Origin of the sequence: Pandoraea sp. E26 (genome assembly GCF_000681415.1) — a bacterium.
Lineage (GTDB): Bacteria > Pseudomonadota > Gammaproteobacteria > Burkholderiales > Burkholderiaceae > Pandoraea > Pandoraea pnomenusa.
Genome location: NZ_AYXJ01000015.1, coordinates 170,019 through 188,596 on the forward strand (window position 1 = coordinate 170,019; position 18,578 = coordinate 188,596).

Consider the following 18,578-nt stretch of genomic DNA (forward strand, 5'->3'; position numbering starts at 1 on the left):
ATGAGTGGTCAACACCAAACGGCGCCTTACTACTTCGTGCCGGCCCCCTCGCGCCATCCGGTGAGCTGCAGTGTCGGCCTGCTGGTGGTGCTGGCGTCGGCCGCGGCGTGGGTGAACGGTCAATCGTGGGCCCCGTGGACGGCGCTCGTCGGCCTGCTGTGGGTATTGTGGGTGCTTCGCGGCTGGTTCGGCGACTCGATCGCCGAGTCGGAGGGTGGTCTGTACGGCAAGCGCATCGACGTGTCGTACCGCTGGGGGATGAGCTGGTTCATCTTCTCCGAAGTGATGTTCTTCGCCGCGTTCTTCGGCGCCCTGTTCTATGCCCGCACGCTGGCCATGCCGTGGCTCGGCGATCTCGACAACAAGCTGCTCTGGCCTGACTTCACCGCCGTGTGGCCGAACACTGGTCCCGCCGGCGTGATCGATGCGTTCGAGACCATGGGCCCGTGGCCGATTCCGACGCTCAACACGGCGTTGCTGCTGACTTCAGGCGTCACGCTCACGATCTCGCACCACGCCCTGCGCGCCAACCATCGGGCGAGCGCGATCTTCTGGCTGTTCGCCACCGTGGTGCTCGGTTTCGTGTTCCTCGGCTTCCAGGCCTACGAATACCATCACGCCTACACCGAACTGAACCTGAAGCTGACCTCGGGCGTATATGGCTCGACGTTCTTCCTGCTCACCGGTTTTCACGGCTTTCACGTGATGATGGGGGCGATCATGCTCTCCGTCATGCTGGTTCGCCTGATGAAGGGACACTTCACGCCCGAGCACCATTTCGGCTTCGAGGGCGCGGCCTGGTACTGGCACTTTGTCGACGTGGTGTGGCTGGGCCTGTACGTCGTGGTCTACTGGCTCTGACGTCGGGGCGCCCTGTCGCTGTCGGAACGCCGCCGGATTCCGGCGGCGTTTCCATTTGCGCGAGATGAGCGCATGGCGGAAGGCGATATGGCCACACGCCAGTAGGGGTATTCATTCAGGCGGCCGGCGGGGCGGTGCGAAATGCGGCTTTATGTCGCAGCGCTCGCGAAACGGCCTGGACGCTGGCGACAATTTGCCGGGACCGACCTGAAGTGCACCGCCTTGAGCGGTGGCCGGCGGTATCGTCGGGCATGATCCGGCATGACCCGGCGCGATATGGCGCGATATGGCGCGATATGGCGACGCCGGCGGGACGACGTGGGTGCGGTGCGGCGATTTGCCGCAGGTGAGGGGCGCGAGACTCAGTATCGTATGCCCGTGCTGTGGATCCACCCCATCCAGTTGGCGAACAGGATGAGCAGGAACAGCGTCACCGACAGGCCGACGCGCACCATGAGCGAATGCACGGTGCGATTCGATCGGCCCTTGTCCCGCATCATGAAGAATAATGCGGACGCCAGACTGCCGAGAATCAGGACGAAGGCGATGGCAACGATGATGCGCATGATTTGTCCGATGACGGGAATGCGTCATTATCGGGCAACGGGCACAGGCTGGCACGCTGCAATGCAGTGTGCGGTGCGAGTGTCCGGCGCGCTCGAACGGCGGTCAGACAAGGAATTCAAGTGTTGAGAACCCTCTTGCGGGGCATGCGCCCGGTACCGGCGCTGCTGATTCTGTTGGGCGTGCTGCTTACGGCGGCGCTCGGCGTGTGGCAATACCAGCGCGCGCAAATGCGCCTGGCGCGACAGGCGCAGATCGAGCAGGCCGAGCGGGCGCCCGTGATCACGCTGGGCGCGCAGTCGTATCGCCTGGCGGACGTGGGCAACCGGCGCGTCCGCGTAACCGGCCGTTTTCTGCAGAATCGCGTGGTGTACCTGGACAATCGTCCGCGCAACGAGTTGCCTGGCTTTTACGTGGTGATGGCGTTGCAGATCTCGCCGAATCAGGTGGTGCTCGTCAATCGCGGGTGGTTGCCGCGCGATTTGCGCGACCGCACGTCGATCATGCCCTATGCAACCCCGGCGGGCGACGTCACGATCGAGGGCCTCGCGCAGCCCGACCCGTCGCGGGCCTTCGAGTTGGGGCATGGCGGTTCGGCGCCGGGATTGAGCATCCGCCAGAATCTGGATGTCGCGGACTATGCGCGCGAGACGTCGCTGCCGCTGCAGCCTTTCGTGATCATGCAGACGAACGACACGGGCGATCACCTGCTGCGCGACTGGCCCGCGCCGGCGAGCGGCGCGGATCGCAATTATGGATATATGGCGCAGTGGTTCGGCATGTCGCTGATCCTTGCGCTACTGGGGCTGCGTCTGGCGTATCGACGCGGCCGCCGCCTCGGGGCGGCCACCGACAACTTCAAGCGGGCATGAGGCAAGCATGAGTGCAGATGTGAGTTCCGGACGCCCGGGACGAGTCGACCCGACCGACCCGGTGCAGCGCCGTCGCGCGCGACGCATGTTGGTTTTGCTGTTTGTGGTGTGCGCCGCACCGGCAATCGCGGCTTACCTGATGTATTACGTGTTCAAGCCCGCAGGCGGTACGTCGGCGTACGGCAAGCTGATCGAACCGCAGCGTCCGCTGCCGTCGCTGATGGTGCGCGACGACGAGACGGGGGAGTCGCTCGCGCTGTCGTCGCTCAAGGGCAAGTGGCTGATGATCAGCGCCGATACTGCCGCATGCGACGAAAATTGCGTGAGCAAGCTCTTCTATATGCGGCAGATCCGCGTATTGCAGGGCAACGAGCGCACGCGCGTGGAAACGCTGTGGCTGCTGACGGATGGCGCCGCGGTGCCGGAGACGATCGACACCGCGTATCCCGACACCCGCCGCCTGCGCGCCGACCCGATCGCGCTCGCGTCGTGGTTGCCGACGCAGGAGGGCACTGGCCTGCGCGACCATATCTATCTTGTCGACCCGCTGGGCAACCTGATGATGGCGTTTCCGAAGAACGCCGATCCGGGCAAGATCAAGCGTGACCTGGCGCGACTGCTCAAATGGTCGGGCACGGGTTGAGGGGCGATGCCGCCGGCGAGAACGAGACTGGCGCCACGCGCCGGAAATAACGAAGAACTGACGTAAAACCGATGCTTTACCTTCTTGAACTGGGCTTCATCGGCCTGTGTATCGCCGTACTGCCGTTGGGTTGGGTGCTGTTGCGCCGCGACCCGAGCAAGTACCGCAAGCTGGCCTGGGTGACGACCTTTCTTACGCTCGACCTGATCATGTTCGGCGGATTCACGCGCCTGACGGATTCGGGACTCGGTTGCCCCGACTGGCCGGGCTGCTACGGCACGTCGTCGCCGTTCGCGGCGCATGCCGACATCCATGCCGCCCAGGTGCTGCTGCCGAGCGGGCCGGTGACATTCGTCAAGGCGTGGATCGAGATGATCCACCGCTACTTCGCCATGTCGGTGGGGGTGCTCATCATCGTGCTGATGGTGATGGCGTGGGTCAAGCGACGCGAACTGAAGCAATCCCCGTGGCTCGCGACCTGGCTGTTCGTCCTCGTATGCGTGCAGGGGGCCTTCGGCGCATGGACCGTGACGATGAAGCTCCAGCCGGTGATCGTCACGACGCACCTGATGTTGGCCCTCACTTTGCTCGGATCGCTTGCCTGGCTGGCGTCGCGTCAGATGCCGCTCACCCAGGTGGCGGCAGACCCCGAGGCCCTGCGCTGGCGCTGGGCGGCGCTCGCCGGGCTGGCGTTGCTCGTCTTCCAGATCGCCCTCGGTGGGTGGGTGAGCACCAACTATGCGGTACTGGCCTGCACCGACTTCCCGACCTGTCAGGGCCAGTGGGTGCCGCCGATGGATTTCCACAACGGTTTCCGGCTGTGGCGCGAGCTGGGCAAGACGGCCGGCGGTGAGGTCATTCCGATGCAGGCGCTCGTGGCGATTCACTGGGTGCACCGGACGTTTGCCGTGGTGGTGGTCGCCTACCTGGCGTGGCTGGCAACCCGCTTGCGGCGTCACGCGGCGCTCAAGACGCCGGCGACGCTGATGTTGGGACTGGTGGTCGTGCAATTCGCGACCGGGCTGTCCAACATCGTCTTCCAGTGGCCGCTGCTCAACGCCATCGCCCACAACGGCGGGGCGGCGATCCTGTTGCTTTTGCTCGTCATGTTAAACTACCGCATTCGCGCCGCCCGCCATGTCGAGGCGGCGCCCGTTGCGGCCAGCCTGGCTCAGGCAGACCTTTCGGCCCGCCAGAAGCCCCTCCCGTCAGCGGAACCGGCCGCCGCGCCCATTGCCGGCACCCCGACCGGCTCGGCGTAGCGCATTGCCTCTGAACGTATGAAAAGCACGACCCTTCCCCATCCGCCGGCTAGCCGTATCGCGCAGTACTGGGCGCTGACCAAGCCCCGGGTGACGCAGCTCGCCGTCTTCTGTGCCGTGATCGGCATGTTCCTGTCCACGCGCGGTATGGTGCCGTGGCAGGTGCTGATCGGCGGCACCATCGGTATCTGGCTGCTCGCCGGATCCGCTTTCGCGGTGAACTGCCTGATCGAGCAACGCGTCGATGCGCTCATGCGCCGCACTGCCTGGCGTCCGTCGGCGCGCGGCGAGATTGCGCCGTGGCAGATCATCGTGTTCTCGACGATCCTCGGCGCTGCCGGCATGGCAGTGCTTTACACGTTCACGAATGCGCTCACGATGTGGCTCACGCTCGCCACGTTCGTGGGCTATGCGCTCATCTACACCATCATCCTCAAGCCTTCCACGCCGCAGAACATCGTGATCGGCGGCGCTTCCGGCGCGATGCCGCCGGCGCTGGGCTGGGCGACCGTGACCGGTGCGGTGCCGGCCGATGCGTGGATTCTGGTGCTCATCATCTTTGTCTGGACGCCGCCGCACTTCTGGGCGCTCGCGCTCTACCGCCGACAGGACTATGTGAACTCTGGTCTGCCGATGTTGCCGATCACGCATGGCGAAAAGTACACGCGCCTGCAGATACTGCTCTACAGCGTGGTGCTCTTTGCCGTGTCGCTGCTGCCGTTCGCGCATCGCATGAGCGGATACCTGTATCTCGTGTCGGCCGTGGTGCTCTCGGGCATCTTCCTCGGTTACGCGGTCAAGCTCTGGCGCAACTATTCCGATGCGCTCTCGCGCTCCATGTTCCGCTACTCGATCGTCTATCTGTCGCTGTTGTTCGCGGCCCTGCTGGTCGATCACTACGTCCAGATCTTCCTGTTGGGCTGACACGACGTCTGCCTTGTATCGACGGCGGGCCCGCCCGCGGCGATGCGAGTCACGAAGACAGGCGCGTCACGGTATCCTTGCCGTCGCGCCTGTTGTCTTTTCGGAAGGTACTTTTTCCATACGTTCTGGGGTCATTCGTTCATGAATCTTGCGCTTATCTGGTCGCGTCGCGCGTTGTTGCTGCTGGGGCTCTCCGTGCTGCTCGCTGCGTGCGGCAAGGAAGGTCCGACGTTCCAAAGTCTCGATATCACCGGCAACAAGGAGTTCGCGCAGGACTTCTCGTTGCAGGACCCGCAGGGAAAGACGCGCACGCTCGCCGACTACAAGGGGCGCGCGGTGGTCATGTTCTTCGGCTACACGCATTGCCCGGACGTTTGCCCGACCACGATGGCCGAGCTCAACCAGGTGATGCAGAAGCTCGGCCCGGACGATGCCAAGCGCGTGCAGGTGATTTTCGTGACCGTCGACCCGCAGCGCGACACGCCCGAGCTGATGGGCCAGTATGTGCCGGCATTCAATCCGGCGTTCGTGGGTTTGCGTCCGGCGGACGACGCTGCGCTCAAGGCACTCACCAAGTCGTTCCGCGTGGTGGTCAACAAGGTCGAGGGTTCCACCCCGACGAACTACACCATCGATCACACCGCCGGCATCTATGTGTTCGATCCGAATGGCCAGTTGCGCCTGTTCATGCGTCCGGACGAACCCGTCGACGCGATGGCCAAGGATCTGAAGACGCTTTTGAGCTGATCGTGAACCGCGGCGCGTCCGAGCGCGCCACACACAAAAAACGCGCCCCACGGGCGCGTTTTTCGTTCTCGCCGAGATCGCCGGCGGCGTCAGTTGCCTTCCTGCGAGCGGCGCTCGAGGTCATCGTGCGCTTCGAACCACATCACGTTGATGATGCCGAAGGCGAGTGCGAGGCCGAGGCCAAGAATCCAAGAGAAGTACCACATGTCGCGACTCCTTGATCAGTACATCGTGTGCGGGTTGTCGTTGACCGTCTCGATCGTCACGCGGCCACGGATCACGCGGTACACCCAACCGGTGTAGAGCAGGATGATGGGCAGGAAGACGATCACGGCGATCAGCATGATCTGCAGCGTGAGCTGGCTCGACGTGGCATCCCAGACCGTGAGGCTGCTGCCCGGCGCGGTGGCCGAGGGCATCACGAACGGGAACATCGAGAAGCCGGCGGTCAGGATGATGCCGGCCATCATCAGGCCGGTGACGACGAACGTCCAGGCGTAGGCGCGGCTGGTGGCGAGCAGCGCGGCGAGCAGCGCGCACAGGCAGGCGACGACCGGCGCGGCGATCATCCACGGATACGTGTGGTAGTTCGCGAGCCACAGTCCCGGGCCGGTGGTGACCTGCTTGAGCAGCGGGTTCGCCGGTGCATCGGTAGCGCCCATCTGCGTGATGGCGAAGCCGTCGACGTGCGTGGCGACGAGCACCCCCGCCACAAGGAACAGCACGAGCGTGCCGAGCGCCGTGAGACGCATGATGCGACCGGCGCGCTCGGCCACCAGCGGGTCTGCCCTCATGCGCAGATGCGCGGCGCCGTGCGTGAGCAGCATCAGCAGGCTCACCAGGCCGCACAGCAGCGCGAACGGGTTGAGCAACGCCCAGAACGAACCGGTGTACGTGGAGCGCAGCGTGTTGTCGAACGAGAACGGCAGGCCAAGCAGCAGGTTGCCAAACGCCACGCCGAAGACCAGCGACGGCACCGTGCTGCCCACGAACAGCGCCCAGTCCCACGAATTGCGCCAGCGCGCGCTCGGCAGCTTGTTGCGGTAGTCGAAGCCCACGGGGCGCAGGAACAGCGCGAAGAGCACGAGCAGCAGCGCCCAGTACAACCCCGAGAACGCCGCGGCGTAGACGAGCGGCCACGCGGCGAACATGGCACCGCCGGCCGTCACGAACCATACCTGGTTGCCTTCCCATGTGGGGGCCACGGTGTTGATGATGACGCGGCGTTCCGCGTCGGTCTTGCCGAGGAAGGGCAGCAGCGTGCCGGTGCCCATGTCGAAGCCGTCGAAGAAGGCGAAGCCGATCAGCAGCACGCCGACGAGCACCCACCAGATCAGCTTGAGTACGGTGTAATCGATCATCATGATGTCGTGTCTCCCTGACGATCAGGCCGAGGCCGCGCGGTCGGTGCCGTTCGCGCCTTCGGTCTCGAAGTGGTAGCGGCCGGTGTGCAGCGACGACGGGCCGAGCTTGACGTACTTCACCATCAGGAACATTTCAATGACGAGCAGCGCGGTGTAGAAGACGATGAAACCCGCGAGGCTCAGATAAAGGTCGGTGGCCGAGAGCGACGACGTCGAGAGATGCGTCGGCAAAATGCCGGCAATGGTCCACGGCTGACGACCCACTTCCGCGACGATCCAGCCGAATTCGGCGGCGAGCCACGGCAGCGGAATCGCCCATACGGTCCAGCGCAGGAACCAGGCCGAGCGCGGCTTGAGCAGACGACGACGTGCGCACAGCCAGAACGCCCACAGGAACGTGAAGAGGAACAGGAAGCCCAGGCCGACCATGATGCGGAACGACCAGAACACCGGCGCGACCGGCGGGATCGTGTCGTTGGCGGCCATGAGGATCTGCTCGGGCGTGGCGTCGACCACGTTGGGCGTGTACTTCTTGAGCAGAAGGCCGTAACCGAGATCGTCCTTGTACTTTTCGAACTCGGCCTTCACTTCCGGCGACGTGTCGCCGCCGCGCAGCTTTTCAAGCGCCGCGAAGGCAAGCATGCCGCGCTTGATGTTGTCCTTGTGCTCGTCGCGCAGCTGCGTCAGACCGATCACCGGCGTGTCGATCGAGCGCGTGGCGATCAGGCCCATGGCCCAGGGAATCTTCACCGCGTAATCGGTGCGCTCTTCCTTCTGGTTCGGGAACCCGAACAGCGTGAACGATGCGGGCGGCTTGGCCGTTTCCCACTCGGCTTCGATCGCGGCGAGCTTGACCTTCTGCACTTCGCCGGTGGTGTAGCCCGATTCGTCGCCCAGCACGATGACCGAGAGCGTTGATGCGAGACCGAAGCCCGCAGCCACGGCGAACGAGCGCAGCGCGAAGGGCACGTCGCGACGCTTGAGCAGATACCACGCGGAGATGCCGAGCACGAACATGGCGGCGGTCACGTAACCGGCCGAGAGCGTGTGCACGAACTTCACCTGGGCGACCGGGTTGAAGATCACCTCCCAGATGCTGTTGAGCTCCATGCGCATGGTCTCGTAGTTGAAGTGCGCGCCGACCGGATTGTTCATCCAGCCGTTGGCCACGAGAATCCAGAGCGCCGAGAGGTTCGAGCCGAGCGCCACCGCGAACGTGGTCGCCAGGTGACCGATGCGCGAGAGCTTGTTCCAGCCGAAGAAGAACAGGCCGACGAACGTGGCTTCGAGGAAGAACGCCATCAGTCCTTCGATGGCGAGCGGCACGCCGAAGATGTCGCCAACATAGTGCGAGTAATACGCCCAGTTGGTGCCGAACTGAAATTCGAGCGTGAGACCCGTGGTCACGCCCATCGCGAAGTTGATCAGGAAGAGCTTGCCCCAGAACTGGGTCATGTCCTTGTAGATCTGCTTGCCGGTCATCACATAGACCGACTCCATGATGACAAGCAGCCACGACAGGCCGAGCGTGAGCGGGACGAACAGGAAGTGATACAGCGCCGTAGCGGCGAACTGCAAGCGCGAGAGGTCAACGACTTCGCTACTGATCATGGCGGACACCTTGACTTGGGGTGGGGGACTGCGCTTCTACTGCCTGCGGCCCGATCAGGGCGCGGGCCACGACGTCCGGCGGCAATTGCATGTGCTTGGCCATCGGTGCGTCGAAGAACGCATGTTTCAGAATGAACAGGAGTACGACCTTGATCGCGAGAACGATCAGGATTTCGAACATGAAACGGGAAGGGCGGTTGCGCCAGCGCCTGACGCACCAGGCGAGGACGCCGGAGGCAACGGGGCGCGGCGCGACTGCGGGCGCGGCCGTGGCGGGAGGCTTCAGACTGCTAGGAGAGTGGGTGTCCATCCGTGACGGCTCCTGGCGTCGAAAGTCGTGATGTCGGAAACAGCGTCGACTTCCGGCGCATTGTGCCTTAACGCTTGAAAATGTCAAACCGCGGAGCGCGGGGGCGGATGACACGCAGATGACGCTGGTTCGATGCGGATCTGCCGCCGTGACGCACGGCAGATGGGAAGCGGATTCGAGACAAGGGTCCGGCGCGCCGAACGGCCCCCGGGCCGTCCTTCGCACGCAGCATGGCCACGTACGATCCGATTCTATCGGTGCGCCGCGCCGGCGACCTTGCGATGCATCAAGTCCTGAGCGAATGGGCGATGAGCTTTCGAAGTCCAATAAAAAAGCCCCGTGGATCTCACGGGGCTTGATGGCCGGCGGCAGGGGCGCTGCGGCGCGGTCGACTTATGCGTAGGCCTGAAGCGCGCCTTTCATCTTCTTCATTGCGGCGACCTCGATCTGGCGAATGCGCTCGGCGGACACGCCGAATTCTTCCGCCAGTTCGTGAAGCGTGGCGCCGCCACTGCCGTCGTCGGCCACCGACAGCCAGCGGGCCTCGATGATGCGACGGCTGCGCGGGTCGAGTCGGCCGAGCGCGGTTTGCAGCCCGTCGCTTTGCAGGTGGTCGCGCTCGCGTGCGGCGATGACGGCGGTCGGCTCCTGATGCGAGTCGGCCAGGTACGCGATCGGAGCGAAGCTGGCGCTCTCGCCGTCGTCGCTGTGACCTTCGAGGGCGATATCGCCGCCCGACATGCGCGTTTCCATCTCGATGACGTCTTCGCGCTTGACGTTCAGATCGCGGGCGACCTGATCGATCTCTTCCGGCGTGAACGCTTGCAGGCCTTGCTTCTGGCTGCGCAGGTTGAAGAACAGCTTGCGCTGGGCCTTGGTCGTGGCAACCTTCACGGTGCGCCAGTTCTTCAGCACATATTCGTGAATCTCGGCCTTGATCCAATGCATGGCGTAGGACACGAGCCGAACGCCCTGGGCGGGGTCGAAGCGCTTCACGGCCTTCATCAGGCCGATATTGCCCTCCTGGATCAGATCCGCGTGCGGCAGACCGTAGCCGAGGTAGTTACGCGCGATGGACACCACCAGACGCAGGTGCGAGAGCACCAACTGGCGGGCGGCTTCCAGATCATCGTTCTCGCGCAGACGCTTGGCGAGCGACTGCTCTTCCTCGGCGGAAAGCAGGGGAATGCGGTTGACAGCCTGAATGTAGCTGTCGATATTGCCCAGACTGCCCGGCAGCATCAACGCGGACGGGGCAAGCGCAAGGGCACGCGAAGTCGGCGCCGTGCCGGTGGCCGGCGTCGTCGGATGCAAAGTGGCGGCAGTACTCAAGTGGTGGACTCCTGGTTAGCCTCTGGGAAAACATTTTAGCACTCTCTTTCGGTGAGTGCTAAACACGTTAGAACCCTTACCGGACGGGAAGTTTCCGGCGTCTCGGGGTTTTCCAGCACCCTCCGTCAAACGGGAGAAGTCACTGGCGCAAACGTCACGTGGATGGTGTAAATTGCAACCCAAGCCGCGAGCGTTTAATGGTGGCGAAGATGGGAGGACAGCATGGCCGGAAAGCACATTGACGCGGTACGGGAACTCGAATCGGCGCGCTTCGACGCGATGGTCGAGTGCGACGTCGAACAACTGGATGCCTTGCTGGCAAGCGATCTTCATTACGTTCATTCAAACGGCAAACGAGAAACCAAACGCGAGTTTCTCGACGCGCTCAGTTCCGGGCGCCGGCGTTACATCGACATCGACGTCAAGGCGCAGGAATTGCGCCAGTTCGGCGACACCGTGGTCGTGACAGGCAAACTCCGCGTGGAGCTGGAGACCGCGACCGGCTCGCTCGAATCGCAGATGACCTACACGGCGGTCCATGTGCTGGAAGCGGACGCCTGGCATCTCATCTCCTGGCAGGCGACGCGCATGGCGTCGGCCGATTGACGCCATGCGCTCAGTCCGGCCCTCGCCGGACGCACGTCTCAATACGTAATCTTTGACGAATTTCGGAATAAAACGTTCCGAGAAAAATGGAATTCGTGTTTGGCTGCAAGCGATTGTTGCGTTTATCGGGCGCAATGCATCGAATTGCGCTCAAATGATGCGCCAATGCCGGCGTATCCGGCGTATCCGGCTATCCGGCAGGGGATGGCGGGTAGCCGGGTGCATCAGGGACACATGCCCGAGCGGGTGCGGGCGCCCCCGAAGCGCGTGTGTGGTCGCTCAGGTCCGCGACCCGGGCGTGTCGAGCCGCAACGCCAGACGGATCACCGCGACCTGCCGGGCGATGGGCGCGGGAATCGGAACGTCACCCGCCAGCACCGCTTCGATCCACCGGGCGGTCGCGGGGGCGTCCGCGGCAGGAAGCGCCGGCGGGGTGCCGGTAGCGCCTTCTTCGGCGGCCTGCCACAACGTAAGCACGCCGTCGCAAAAGCCCTCGATGGCCGCCTGGCGGCGGGCATCGGCGACCGGTTCGCCTTCCGTGCCGCGCGCGAGCAGCACGCCGGGGGCGGGGCTATTCGCCGGATCGGAGAACAGTTCGCCGAGCGTTTCACGATACTCGGGATGGGTGTAGTTCACCAGGCGCAGCGCCGGACCGGCAAACGGCTGAAGCAACTTCACCACCGTATGCCCGGAATTGCGCACGCCGAGCACGGCCCGCATCTCCAGCAAACGCTCCAGCGCGGGCGACAGCGCCGCGATCGGCAGATAGGCGACGCGTCGGTCGCGCAGCGCCGTTTGCGCATCCATCGCCGAGCCGCATGCGGCGTGCCCCAACTCGGCAAGGATGGCTTGAGTGCCAACGCGATTCGCGCCGCTGTGATGCTGACCGTGCACCAGCACCGGAATGCCGTCGCGGGCGAGCAGCAGCGCAAGCAGCGGCGTCAGGTTGGGCTGCTTGCGCGCGCCGTTGTAGCTTGGCAGCAGAACGGGCGGCGGCGCGTCGGCGGGGGCGACGAGCGGGGGGAAGGTGGCGTGAGCGGCGTCGAGCATGGCGCGCAGCTCGACCGGTGTCTCGCCCTTGATGCGGTACGCGATCAGCACGCCGCCCAGCTCCGCCGGGGCCACGCGCCCGGCGAGAATGGCGTCGAAGAGTTCTCGCGTCTCGTTGGCGGTGAGCGCGCGCGCGCCCTTGGCGCCCCGGGCGATGGTCTTGAGCAGCGGCGCGCAGGCGAAGGGAGCGAGTGGGACGGCGGTCATGGCACTTCGGTGTTGTGTCGTACTGGGCAGACCGGGGCGACGAGGCACGCTCCGGAGGGAGATTGTCCGCTCATGATACGCACTTGGGGGTGCCCGGTGCCAGTGCTTGAAGTACCATTTCGGGTTCGGGCGCGGCGCACGCACACAGTTGCTGGCGGCCGTCGCCTTTCCCCCATTCCCCTCCGAGGTCTTGCCATGTCCACGCTGTACAGCTATTTCCGCAGTTCCGCCGCGTATCGCGTGCGGATCGCCCTGAATCTGAAGGGGCTCGATTACGAGATCGTGCCGGTGCATCTGGTGCGCGATGGCGGCGAGCAGCGCAAACCGGCGTACCGTGCGTTGAACGTCAACGGGCTGGTGCCGACGTTCGTCGACGGCGAGGTCAACATTCATCAATCGTTGGCCATCATCGAATATCTGGAGGACGTGCATCCGACGCCGGCGCTTCTGCCCGCCGATCCGGTCGCGCGGGCGCAGGTGCGGGCGCTGGCGCTCGACATCGCGGCCGACATTCATCCGATCGACAACCTGCGCGTGTTGCGCTATCTCAAGCACGACCTGGGGGTGAGCGAGGAGCAGAAGAACGCGTGGTACGTCCACTGGGTCGTGGAGGGCTTCACGGCGCTCGAAGCGCGCCTGGCGGCCCAGCGCTCGCCCGGAAAATTCGTCTTCGGCGACACGCCGACCCTGGCCGATTGCTGTCTCGTGCCGCAGGTCTACAACGCCAATCGATTCAAGGTGGACATGGCTTCGTTCCCGCGCATCGCCGCCATCGACGCGCACTGCCAGACGCTCGACGCCTTCCGTCGCGCTGCCCCGGAAGCGCAACCGGACGCCGAGTAAGCGCCGCATGTTCGATCCGGCTTTCTGGCGGGGCATGGCCCTTGGCGCCAGTCTCATCATTGCCATCGGTGCGCAGAACGCGTTCGTGTTGCGCCAGGGCATCCTCAAGCGGCATGTCGGCTTGGTCGTGGCCGTGTGCGCCGTTTGCGACATGGTGCTGATCGCGGCAGGCGTGGCGGGCATGGGCGGGCTCATCGACGCATATCCGCGTTTCCTGACCGCCGTGACGTGGGGCGGCGCCGCTTTCCTTTTCTGGTATGGACTGCGGGCCTGGCGCGCGGCGTTTCGCGGCACCGGCGCGCTGCAGGCGGATGGCAGCCGCGCGGCGACGCAGGACATGACCTGGCAACGCGCATTCGTGCTCGTGCTGATGCTCTCGGTGCTCAACCCGCACGTTTATCTCGACACAGTGATCCTGCTTGGCGGCATTGGCGCGCGCGAGGCCGCGCCCGGCAATGTCTGGTTCGCGGCGGGAGCGATGACGGCGTCCGTCCTGTGGTTCACGCTGCTCGGCTACGGTGCGCGTCTGCTCGCCCCGCTGTTCTCGCGGGCAAGAGCCTGGCAGGTACTCGACGGCCTCGTGGGCACGATGATGTGGGGGCTATGCGCGGGACTCGTCGCGCAACAGTTGTAACGGGCTGACCGGCGGCGCTGTCGGTGGCCGTCGGTTGTGCTGCCCCGAGAGACAAACGGCCCGCACACGAGACGTGGCGGGCCGTCGGTTCGTCTGACGCCGGCGGGCGGCGTCGTTCGGCAGCGCGATTCGCGCGTCTTACCCGAGCAGGGCGTCGGCGAACTCTCGCGCCGAGAACGGTTGCAGGTCCTCGACCTTTTCGCCCACGCCGATGAAGTACACCGGCACGGGACGCTGGCGGGCGATCGCGGCGAGGATGCCGCCCTTGGCGGTGCCGTCGAGCTTGGTCACGATGAGGCCGGTGAGCTGCAGGGCGTCGTCGAACGCCTTGACCTGCGCGAGTGCGTTTTGACCGGTATTGGCATCGATCACGAGCAGCACTTCGTGCGGCGCGCCGTCGGCGGCCTTGCCCAGCACGCGCTTGATCTTCTTGAGTTCTTCCATCAGATGCAGCTGCGTGGGCAGGCGACCGGCCGTATCGGCCATCACGATGTCGATCTTGCGGGCGCGGGCGGCGTTGACCGCGTCGAACACGACGGCGGCCGGATCGCCGCTCTCCTGCGAGACGACCGCCACGTTGTTGCGCTCGCCCCAGATCGTGAGCTGCTCGCGGGCGGCCGCGCGGAACGTGTCGCCGGCGGCAAGGAGAACCGACTGACCGTAGTGCTGGAAGTGCTTGGCAAGCTTGCCGATGCTGGTCGTCTTGCCCGCGCCGTTCACGCCCGCGATCATCACGACCAGCGGCGCTTCGCGGCCCAGCACGAGGCTTTGCTCGAGCGGTTGCAGCAGTTCGACGAGCAGGTCGTGCAATGCGCGCTTGACCTGTTCGCCGTCGGTCAGCCGTTCGGCCTTGACCTTTTTGCGCAGGGCATCGAGCAGGAACGTGGTGGCTTCCACGCCGGCGTCGCTCATCAGAAGTGCGCTCTCGAGTTCCTCGAACAGGTTCTCGTCGACCTTCACACCGACGAAGATGCCCGTGAGGCCGGCGCTCGTCTTCGACAGGCCCGCCTTGAGCCGCGTGAGCCACGAGCGCTTGGCGGCCGGGGCGGGGGCCGGCGCGGACACGATCTCGCCGATGGCTTCGCCGCTGGCATCCTTCACGACGACCGGCGCGGCCGATGCCGACGCTTCAGACGATGCGAGCGATTCGGGTGATTCGGGCGATTCGAGCCATTCGGATGTCTCGGAGGCGTCGGACGTTGGGACATTCGCCATCGCCGGCTCGGACGCCGCCGCGTTTTCGGCAGCCGGGGCATGACGGACGGGCTCGCTCACGCGGGCGTCGGTGACGTGCGGCGCCGTGGGGCTGGCCGGCGTGCTCGGGGCGGTAGCGCCCGAGGGCGCCGCCGACACATTCGGTACGTCGTTCGGCACGTTCGGCGTGAGCGGCACGCCCACGGGCGGGGCTTCGGGCTCCGGGCCGATGTCTGTCCTGGTGTCGTTGCCCTGCGGCGGCACCGCGGGAGCGGTGGGGGCGGTGGGGGCTGTGGAGGCGGCAGAGGGGCGGGCCGCCTCGTGCGACGCATCGGACTCGGGCAATCCGGGAGATTCGGTCGGTGCGGGACTCGTCTCGGCGGCCTTGTTGCCGCCCGACTTGAAGCGCTTGAAGAAGCTGAACATGGGGTGAAGAACTCGACGTGGGGACGCGCAAGCGGCGTGCGACTGTGATTTGTCCTGCGATTCGCGTGGCACAAAACCCCCTACAATGGGCGGGTCGTTGTTTCCGACGCGGGAAATGCGACGTATTTTATCAGACGCGAATCGACGTCCACGACGGGCGAAAGGGGATCCATGACGGTAACCATGCGCTGGCGCCACGCCTTGGTCGGATTGACCGTGGCGGGTTTGATGAGCCTGAGCCATGCGGCCGACACGACGGGCAGCAAAACGACCGACAACACATCGGAATTCACGCTATCGAATGGCCTGCGGCTGATCGTGCGCGAAGATCACCGGGCGCCGACGGTGGCGCACGTGGTCTGGTACCGCGCCGGTTCGCTCGACGAGTTCAATGGCACCACTGGCGTCGCCCATGCGCTCGAGCACATGATGTTCAAGGGCACCAAGTCGGTCGGGCCAGGCCAGTTCTCTCGTCAGGTCGCCGCGCTCGGCGGCCGGGAGAACGCCTTCACCAGCAAGGACTACACGGGCTATTTCGAGCAGACGGAGAAGTCGCGCCTGCCGGAGATGATGCGCCTGGAAGCCGACCGGATGGCCAACCTGACCTTGTCGGCGGACGAGTTCGCCAAGGAAATCCAGGTTGTCATGGAGGAGCGTCGCCTGCGCACGGACGATCAGCCGCGCGCCTTGCTCTACGAGCAGTTGATGGCCACCGCGCTCGTCGCCAACCCCTATCGCCGTCCGATCGTCGGCTGGATGGACGATCTCGAGCACATGACGGTGCAGGACGCGCGCGACTGGTACGAGCGCTGGTACGCCCCGAACAATGCCGTGGTGGTCGTGAGCGGCGACGTGGACCCCGGACAGGTCAGGCAGCTCGCCGAGAAGTATTACGGGCCGCTCAAGTCGCACGCGCTGCCGGACCGGCGTCCGCAGAACGAACCGGCGCAACTCGGCGTGCGGCGTGTCTTCGTGAAGGCGCCGGCGGAGAATCCGAACGTGATGCTCGCGTGGCGGGCGCCGCGTCTGACCGATGTCGAGAAGGATGACGACGTTTATGCGCTGCAAGTGCTCGCGGCCGTGCTCGACGGATATGGCAATGCGCGCCTGACGAGTCGGCTGGTGCGCGAACAGCGCGTTGCGAACGACGTCGGCGCCAGCTACGACGGCGTCGGCCGCGGGCCGCAGTTCTTCATCCTCGACGGCACGCCCGCTCAGGGCAAGACGCCCGATCAGATGGAGAAGGCGTTGCGCGCACAGGTCGCCGACATTGCCGCGCACGGCGTGACGCAGGCCGAACTCAAGCGCGTGAAGGCGCAGGTAATTGCCGGGCAGATCTACAAGCGCGACTCGGTCTTCGGACAGGCGATGGAGATCGGCCTGAACGAAATGTCGGGTATCTCCTGGCGCCAGATCGATCGCATGCTCGAGAAGGTGAAGGCCGTCACGCCCGAACAGGTGCAGGCGGTGGCCGGCAAGTACTTCGGTGACGAAACGTTGACGGTGGCGACGCTGGTGCCGCAGCCGATCGACGAAGCGACACGCAAGCGCCGCGCCCAAGGGGCGGAAGACCTGAAGAACATGCGCTGAGAGGGCCACACGATGATGAAGATTTCCGCACTGTTGCGTGCGTTTGGCGCGCCTGCGCGCTCGGGGTTGATGGCCTCGGTCGCCGCCGGCGCCGTGGCGGTAGTCATGCCGCTGTCGGCACAGGCGGCGCTGCCGATCCAGAGCTGGATCGCCCCGTCGGGGGCGAAGGTGATGTTCGTCGAGAGCCGCTCGATTCCGATGATCGACCTGAACATCGACTTCGATGCCGGCAGCCGCTACGATCCGCCGGGCAAGTCCGGGCTGGCGCTGCTGACCGCGGGCCTGCTCGATGCCGGCGCGGCCGCGGCGACGGGCCGTCCGGGCCTCACCGAGGCACAGATCGCCGATCGCTTCGCAGATGTCGGCGCGATGGAGGCGACGAGCGCCGGGCGCGACGCCGCGACCGTGACCATGCGCACACTGTCGTCGGCCGCCGAGCGGGACGCGGCCGTCAATACGGTGGCGCAGTTCCTCCAGCATCCCACATTCCCCGACGCGGTGCTCAAGCGCGAAGCGGCACGACTGTCTTCGGCGATCGCCGAATCCGATACGAAGCCGGAGGCGATTGCGGAGAAGGCCTTCCGCCATGCCATCTACGGCAGCCATCCCTACGGCGTAAGTCCCACGGTGGCGAGCGTCAATGCCATCAAGCGTGAGGATCTGCTGCGCTTCTATCGTGACATGTACAGTCCCAAGCGGGCGGTCGTGACGATCGTGGGCGATATCGATCGTGCGCAGGCGGAGAAGCTCGTGGCGTCGCTCACCGACGCGATGCCGGCGGGCGTGACGCCGCCCGCAATGCCCGCTGTCGCGCCGCTGCGCAGCGCCGTGCAGATCGATCTGCCGCATCCGGCCGAGCAGGCGCATATCGTGACGGGGCAGGCGTCCGTGGCGCGCAGCGATCCGGACTACTTTCCGCTGCTCGTGGGCAACTACGTGCTCGGTGGTGGCGGGTTCGTCTCGCGGCTCACGGCCGAGGTGCGCGAGAAGCGCGGTCTGACGTATGGCGTGTCGAGCAGCTTTTCGCCGCAATTGCAGGAGGGGCCCTTCGAGATCAGCCTGCAAACGCGTCGTGAGCAGGCGCAGCAGGCGCTGCGCGTGGTGCGCGACACGCTCGCGGCATTCGTGCAGGAGGGACCGACCGACGCGGAGATGCAGGCCGCCAGGGACAATCTCACCAACGGGTTCCCGCTGCGACTCGACAGCAACCGCAAGCTGCTGGCGAATGTGGCGGCCATCGGGTTCTACAATCTGCCGCTGGACTATCTCGACACCTGGACGAGCAAGGTGCAAGCGGTGACGGCCGCGCAGGTGAAAGCCGCGTTTGCGCGTCATGTGCAACCGGAGCGGCTTGCGACCGTCGTGGTCGGGCCGCGTGATGTGTTCGGTGCGGCGAGCGCCGGCGCGGCGACGCCGGGGGCGGCACGGCCGGTCGGCAACGGGAAGGCGGAGTAAGGCAGGGCCCGCATGGCGCGCCGCGATTTGCTGCGGCGCGAATGACGTCGGAATGCGGAACGATAACGGCACCGGAACGATTC

The 18,578-nt window shown here is 65.4% G+C and carries 19 protein-coding genes; 11 read left to right on the forward strand and 8 right to left on the reverse strand.

What is annotated here, in order from left to right:
- Entirely contained in the window at positions 1-861 is an 861-nt protein-coding gene (locus W930_RS0111675; protein ID WP_023597800.1) for a cytochrome c oxidase subunit 3, read from the forward strand.
- A gap of 362 nt (positions 862-1,223) precedes the next feature.
- On the opposite strand, the gene W930_RS0111680 is transcribed toward W930_RS0111675, so the two are convergent.
- On the reverse strand, positions 1,224-1,427 hold the full coding sequence (locus W930_RS0111680; protein WP_023597799.1) for a twin transmembrane helix small protein: 204 nt from the start codon (positions 1,425-1,427) through the stop codon (positions 1,224-1,226).
- A 144-nt stretch (positions 1,428-1,571) separates the two neighbouring features.
- On the opposite strand from W930_RS0111680, the gene W930_RS0111685 reads away from it, so the two are divergent.
- The 5 genes from W930_RS0111685 (at position 1,572) to W930_RS0111705 (ending at position 5,873) form a co-directional block, all read left to right on the forward strand.
- A complete protein-coding gene (locus tag W930_RS0111685; RefSeq protein ID WP_023872968.1) occupies positions 1,572-2,297 on the forward strand; it encodes an SURF1 family protein in 726 nt (241 codons plus the stop codon).
- Positions 2,298-2,304: 7 nt separating this feature from the next.
- On the forward strand, positions 2,305-2,940 hold the full coding sequence (locus tag W930_RS0111690; protein ID WP_023597797.1) for a hypothetical protein: 636 nt from the start codon (positions 2,305-2,307) through the stop codon (positions 2,938-2,940).
- A 71-nt stretch (positions 2,941-3,011) separates the two neighbouring features.
- A complete protein-coding gene (locus tag W930_RS0111695; RefSeq protein ID WP_023872969.1) occupies positions 3,012-4,202 on the forward strand; it encodes a heme A synthase in 1,191 nt (396 codons plus the stop codon).
- An 18-nt stretch (positions 4,203-4,220) separates the two neighbouring features.
- Positions 4,221-5,126 (forward strand): heme o synthase, encoded by a 906-nt coding sequence (gene cyoE, locus W930_RS0111700; protein WP_023872970.1) that lies wholly within the window; start codon positions 4,221-4,223, stop codon positions 5,124-5,126.
- Positions 5,127-5,267: 141 nt separating this feature from the next.
- Positions 5,268-5,873 (forward strand): SCO family protein, encoded by a 606-nt coding sequence (locus W930_RS0111705; RefSeq protein ID WP_023597794.1) that lies wholly within the window; start codon positions 5,268-5,270, stop codon positions 5,871-5,873.
- Positions 5,874-5,962: 89 nt separating this feature from the next.
- Here the strand turns inward: W930_RS0111705 and cydX are convergent, their stop codons facing one another.
- The 5 genes from cydX to rpoH form a co-directional block, all read right to left on the reverse strand.
- Positions 5,963-6,079 carry a cytochrome bd-I oxidase subunit CydX gene (cydX, locus tag W930_RS29600; RefSeq protein ID WP_023597792.1) on the reverse strand — a complete coding sequence of 39 codons (117 nt, stop codon included), beginning with the start codon at positions 6,077-6,079 and terminating at the stop codon, positions 5,963-5,965.
- A 15-nt stretch (positions 6,080-6,094) separates the two neighbouring features.
- Positions 6,095-7,231: a cytochrome d ubiquinol oxidase subunit II gene (gene cydB, locus W930_RS0111715; RefSeq protein WP_023872971.1), complete on the reverse strand. Its 1,137-nt coding sequence runs from the start codon at positions 7,229-7,231 to the stop codon at positions 6,095-6,097.
- 27 nt (positions 7,232-7,258) lie between these two features.
- A complete protein-coding gene (locus W930_RS0111720) occupies positions 7,259-8,848 on the reverse strand; it encodes a cytochrome ubiquinol oxidase subunit I (RefSeq protein WP_023597790.1) in 1,590 nt (529 codons plus the stop codon).
- Positions 8,838-9,158 carry a cytochrome oxidase putative small subunit CydP gene (gene cydP / locus W930_RS30095; RefSeq protein WP_141570707.1) on the reverse strand — a complete coding sequence of 107 codons (321 nt, stop codon included), beginning with the start codon at positions 9,156-9,158 and terminating at the stop codon, positions 8,838-8,840. Before cydP ends, W930_RS0111720 begins: the two co-directional genes overlap by 11 nt.
- Positions 9,159-9,551: 393 nt before the next feature.
- Positions 9,552-10,490 carry an RNA polymerase sigma factor RpoH gene (gene rpoH / locus W930_RS0111730; RefSeq protein WP_023872972.1) on the reverse strand — a complete coding sequence of 313 codons (939 nt, stop codon included), beginning with the start codon at positions 10,488-10,490 and terminating at the stop codon, positions 9,552-9,554.
- 222 nt (positions 10,491-10,712) lie between these two features.
- On the opposite strand from rpoH, the gene W930_RS0111735 reads away from it, so the two are divergent.
- Entirely contained in the window at positions 10,713-11,096 is a 384-nt protein-coding gene (locus tag W930_RS0111735) for a nuclear transport factor 2 family protein (RefSeq protein ID WP_023597787.1), read from the forward strand.
- 279 nt (positions 11,097-11,375) lie between these two features.
- Here the strand turns inward: W930_RS0111735 and ybiB are convergent, their stop codons facing one another.
- Positions 11,376-12,353 carry a DNA-binding protein YbiB gene (gene ybiB / locus W930_RS0111740; protein WP_023597786.1) on the reverse strand — a complete coding sequence of 326 codons (978 nt, stop codon included), beginning with the start codon at positions 12,351-12,353 and terminating at the stop codon, positions 11,376-11,378.
- Between the two features lie 195 nt (positions 12,354-12,548).
- Here ybiB and maiA point away from each other — a divergent pair, with 195 nt between their 5' ends.
- Both maiA and W930_RS0111750 read left to right on the forward strand, forming a co-directional pair.
- On the forward strand, positions 12,549-13,196 hold the full coding sequence (gene maiA, locus W930_RS0111745; RefSeq protein WP_024788675.1) for a maleylacetoacetate isomerase: 648 nt from the start codon (positions 12,549-12,551) through the stop codon (positions 13,194-13,196).
- 7 nt (positions 13,197-13,203) lie between these two features.
- On the forward strand, positions 13,204-13,830 hold the full coding sequence (locus tag W930_RS0111750; protein ID WP_023872974.1) for a LysE/ArgO family amino acid transporter: 627 nt from the start codon (positions 13,204-13,206) through the stop codon (positions 13,828-13,830).
- Between the two features lie 138 nt (positions 13,831-13,968).
- Here the strand turns inward: W930_RS0111750 and ftsY are convergent, their stop codons facing one another.
- Positions 13,969-15,450 (reverse strand): signal recognition particle-docking protein FtsY, encoded by a 1,482-nt coding sequence (gene ftsY, locus W930_RS0111755; protein WP_023872975.1) that lies wholly within the window; start codon positions 15,448-15,450, stop codon positions 13,969-13,971.
- 228 nt (positions 15,451-15,678) lie between these two features.
- Here ftsY and W930_RS0111760 point away from each other — a divergent pair, with 228 nt between their 5' ends.
- Positions 15,679-17,040 (forward strand): pitrilysin family protein, encoded by a 1,362-nt coding sequence (locus tag W930_RS0111760; protein WP_235195536.1) that lies wholly within the window; start codon positions 15,679-15,681, stop codon positions 17,038-17,040.
- Positions 17,041-17,052: 12 nt separating this feature from the next.
- Entirely contained in the window at positions 17,053-18,495 is a 1,443-nt protein-coding gene (locus W930_RS27150) for a pitrilysin family protein (protein WP_024788676.1), read from the forward strand.
- The last annotated feature ends 83 nt before the right edge of the window (positions 18,496-18,578 follow it).

What these genes read in the sequence shown, in the direction of transcription:
- W930_RS0111675 (WP_023597800.1), top strand. Translation starts at nt 1, where the DNA reads ATGAGTGGTCAACACCAAACGGCGCCTTACTACTTCGTGCCGGCCCCC.
- W930_RS0111680 (WP_023597799.1), bottom strand. Translation starts at nt 1,427, where the DNA reads ATGCGCATCATCGTTGCCATCGCCTTCGTCCTGATTCTCGGCAGTCTG.
- W930_RS0111685 (WP_023872968.1), top strand. Translation starts at nt 1,572, where the DNA reads ATGCGCCCGGTACCGGCGCTGCTGATTCTGTTGGGCGTGCTGCTTACG.
- W930_RS0111690 (WP_023597797.1), top strand. Translation starts at nt 2,305, where the DNA reads ATGAGTGCAGATGTGAGTTCCGGACGCCCGGGACGAGTCGACCCGACC.
- W930_RS0111695 (WP_023872969.1), top strand. Translation starts at nt 3,012, where the DNA reads ATGCTTTACCTTCTTGAACTGGGCTTCATCGGCCTGTGTATCGCCGTA.
- cyoE (WP_023872970.1), top strand. Translation starts at nt 4,221, where the DNA reads ATGAAAAGCACGACCCTTCCCCATCCGCCGGCTAGCCGTATCGCGCAG.
- W930_RS0111705 (WP_023597794.1), top strand. Translation starts at nt 5,268, where the DNA reads ATGAATCTTGCGCTTATCTGGTCGCGTCGCGCGTTGTTGCTGCTGGGG.
- cydX (WP_023597792.1), bottom strand. Translation starts at nt 6,079, where the DNA reads ATGTGGTACTTCTCTTGGATTCTTGGCCTCGGCCTCGCACTCGCCTTC.
- W930_RS0111720 (WP_023597790.1), bottom strand. Translation starts at nt 8,848, where the DNA reads ATGATCAGTAGCGAAGTCGTTGACCTCTCGCGCTTGCAGTTCGCCGCT.
- cydP (WP_141570707.1), bottom strand. Translation starts at nt 9,158, where the DNA reads ATGGACACCCACTCTCCTAGCAGTCTGAAGCCTCCCGCCACGGCCGCG.
- W930_RS0111735 (WP_023597787.1), top strand. Translation starts at nt 10,713, where the DNA reads ATGGCCGGAAAGCACATTGACGCGGTACGGGAACTCGAATCGGCGCGC.
- ybiB (WP_023597786.1), bottom strand. Translation starts at nt 12,353, where the DNA reads ATGACCGCCGTCCCACTCGCTCCCTTCGCCTGCGCGCCGCTGCTCAAG.
- maiA (WP_024788675.1), top strand. Translation starts at nt 12,549, where the DNA reads ATGTCCACGCTGTACAGCTATTTCCGCAGTTCCGCCGCGTATCGCGTG.
- W930_RS0111750 (WP_023872974.1), top strand. Translation starts at nt 13,204, where the DNA reads ATGTTCGATCCGGCTTTCTGGCGGGGCATGGCCCTTGGCGCCAGTCTC.
- ftsY (WP_023872975.1), bottom strand. Translation starts at nt 15,450, where the DNA reads ATGTTCAGCTTCTTCAAGCGCTTCAAGTCGGGCGGCAACAAGGCCGCC.
- W930_RS0111760 (WP_235195536.1), top strand. Translation starts at nt 15,679, where the DNA reads ATGAGCCTGAGCCATGCGGCCGACACGACGGGCAGCAAAACGACCGAC.
- W930_RS27150 (WP_024788676.1), top strand. Translation starts at nt 17,053, where the DNA reads ATGATGAAGATTTCCGCACTGTTGCGTGCGTTTGGCGCGCCTGCGCGC.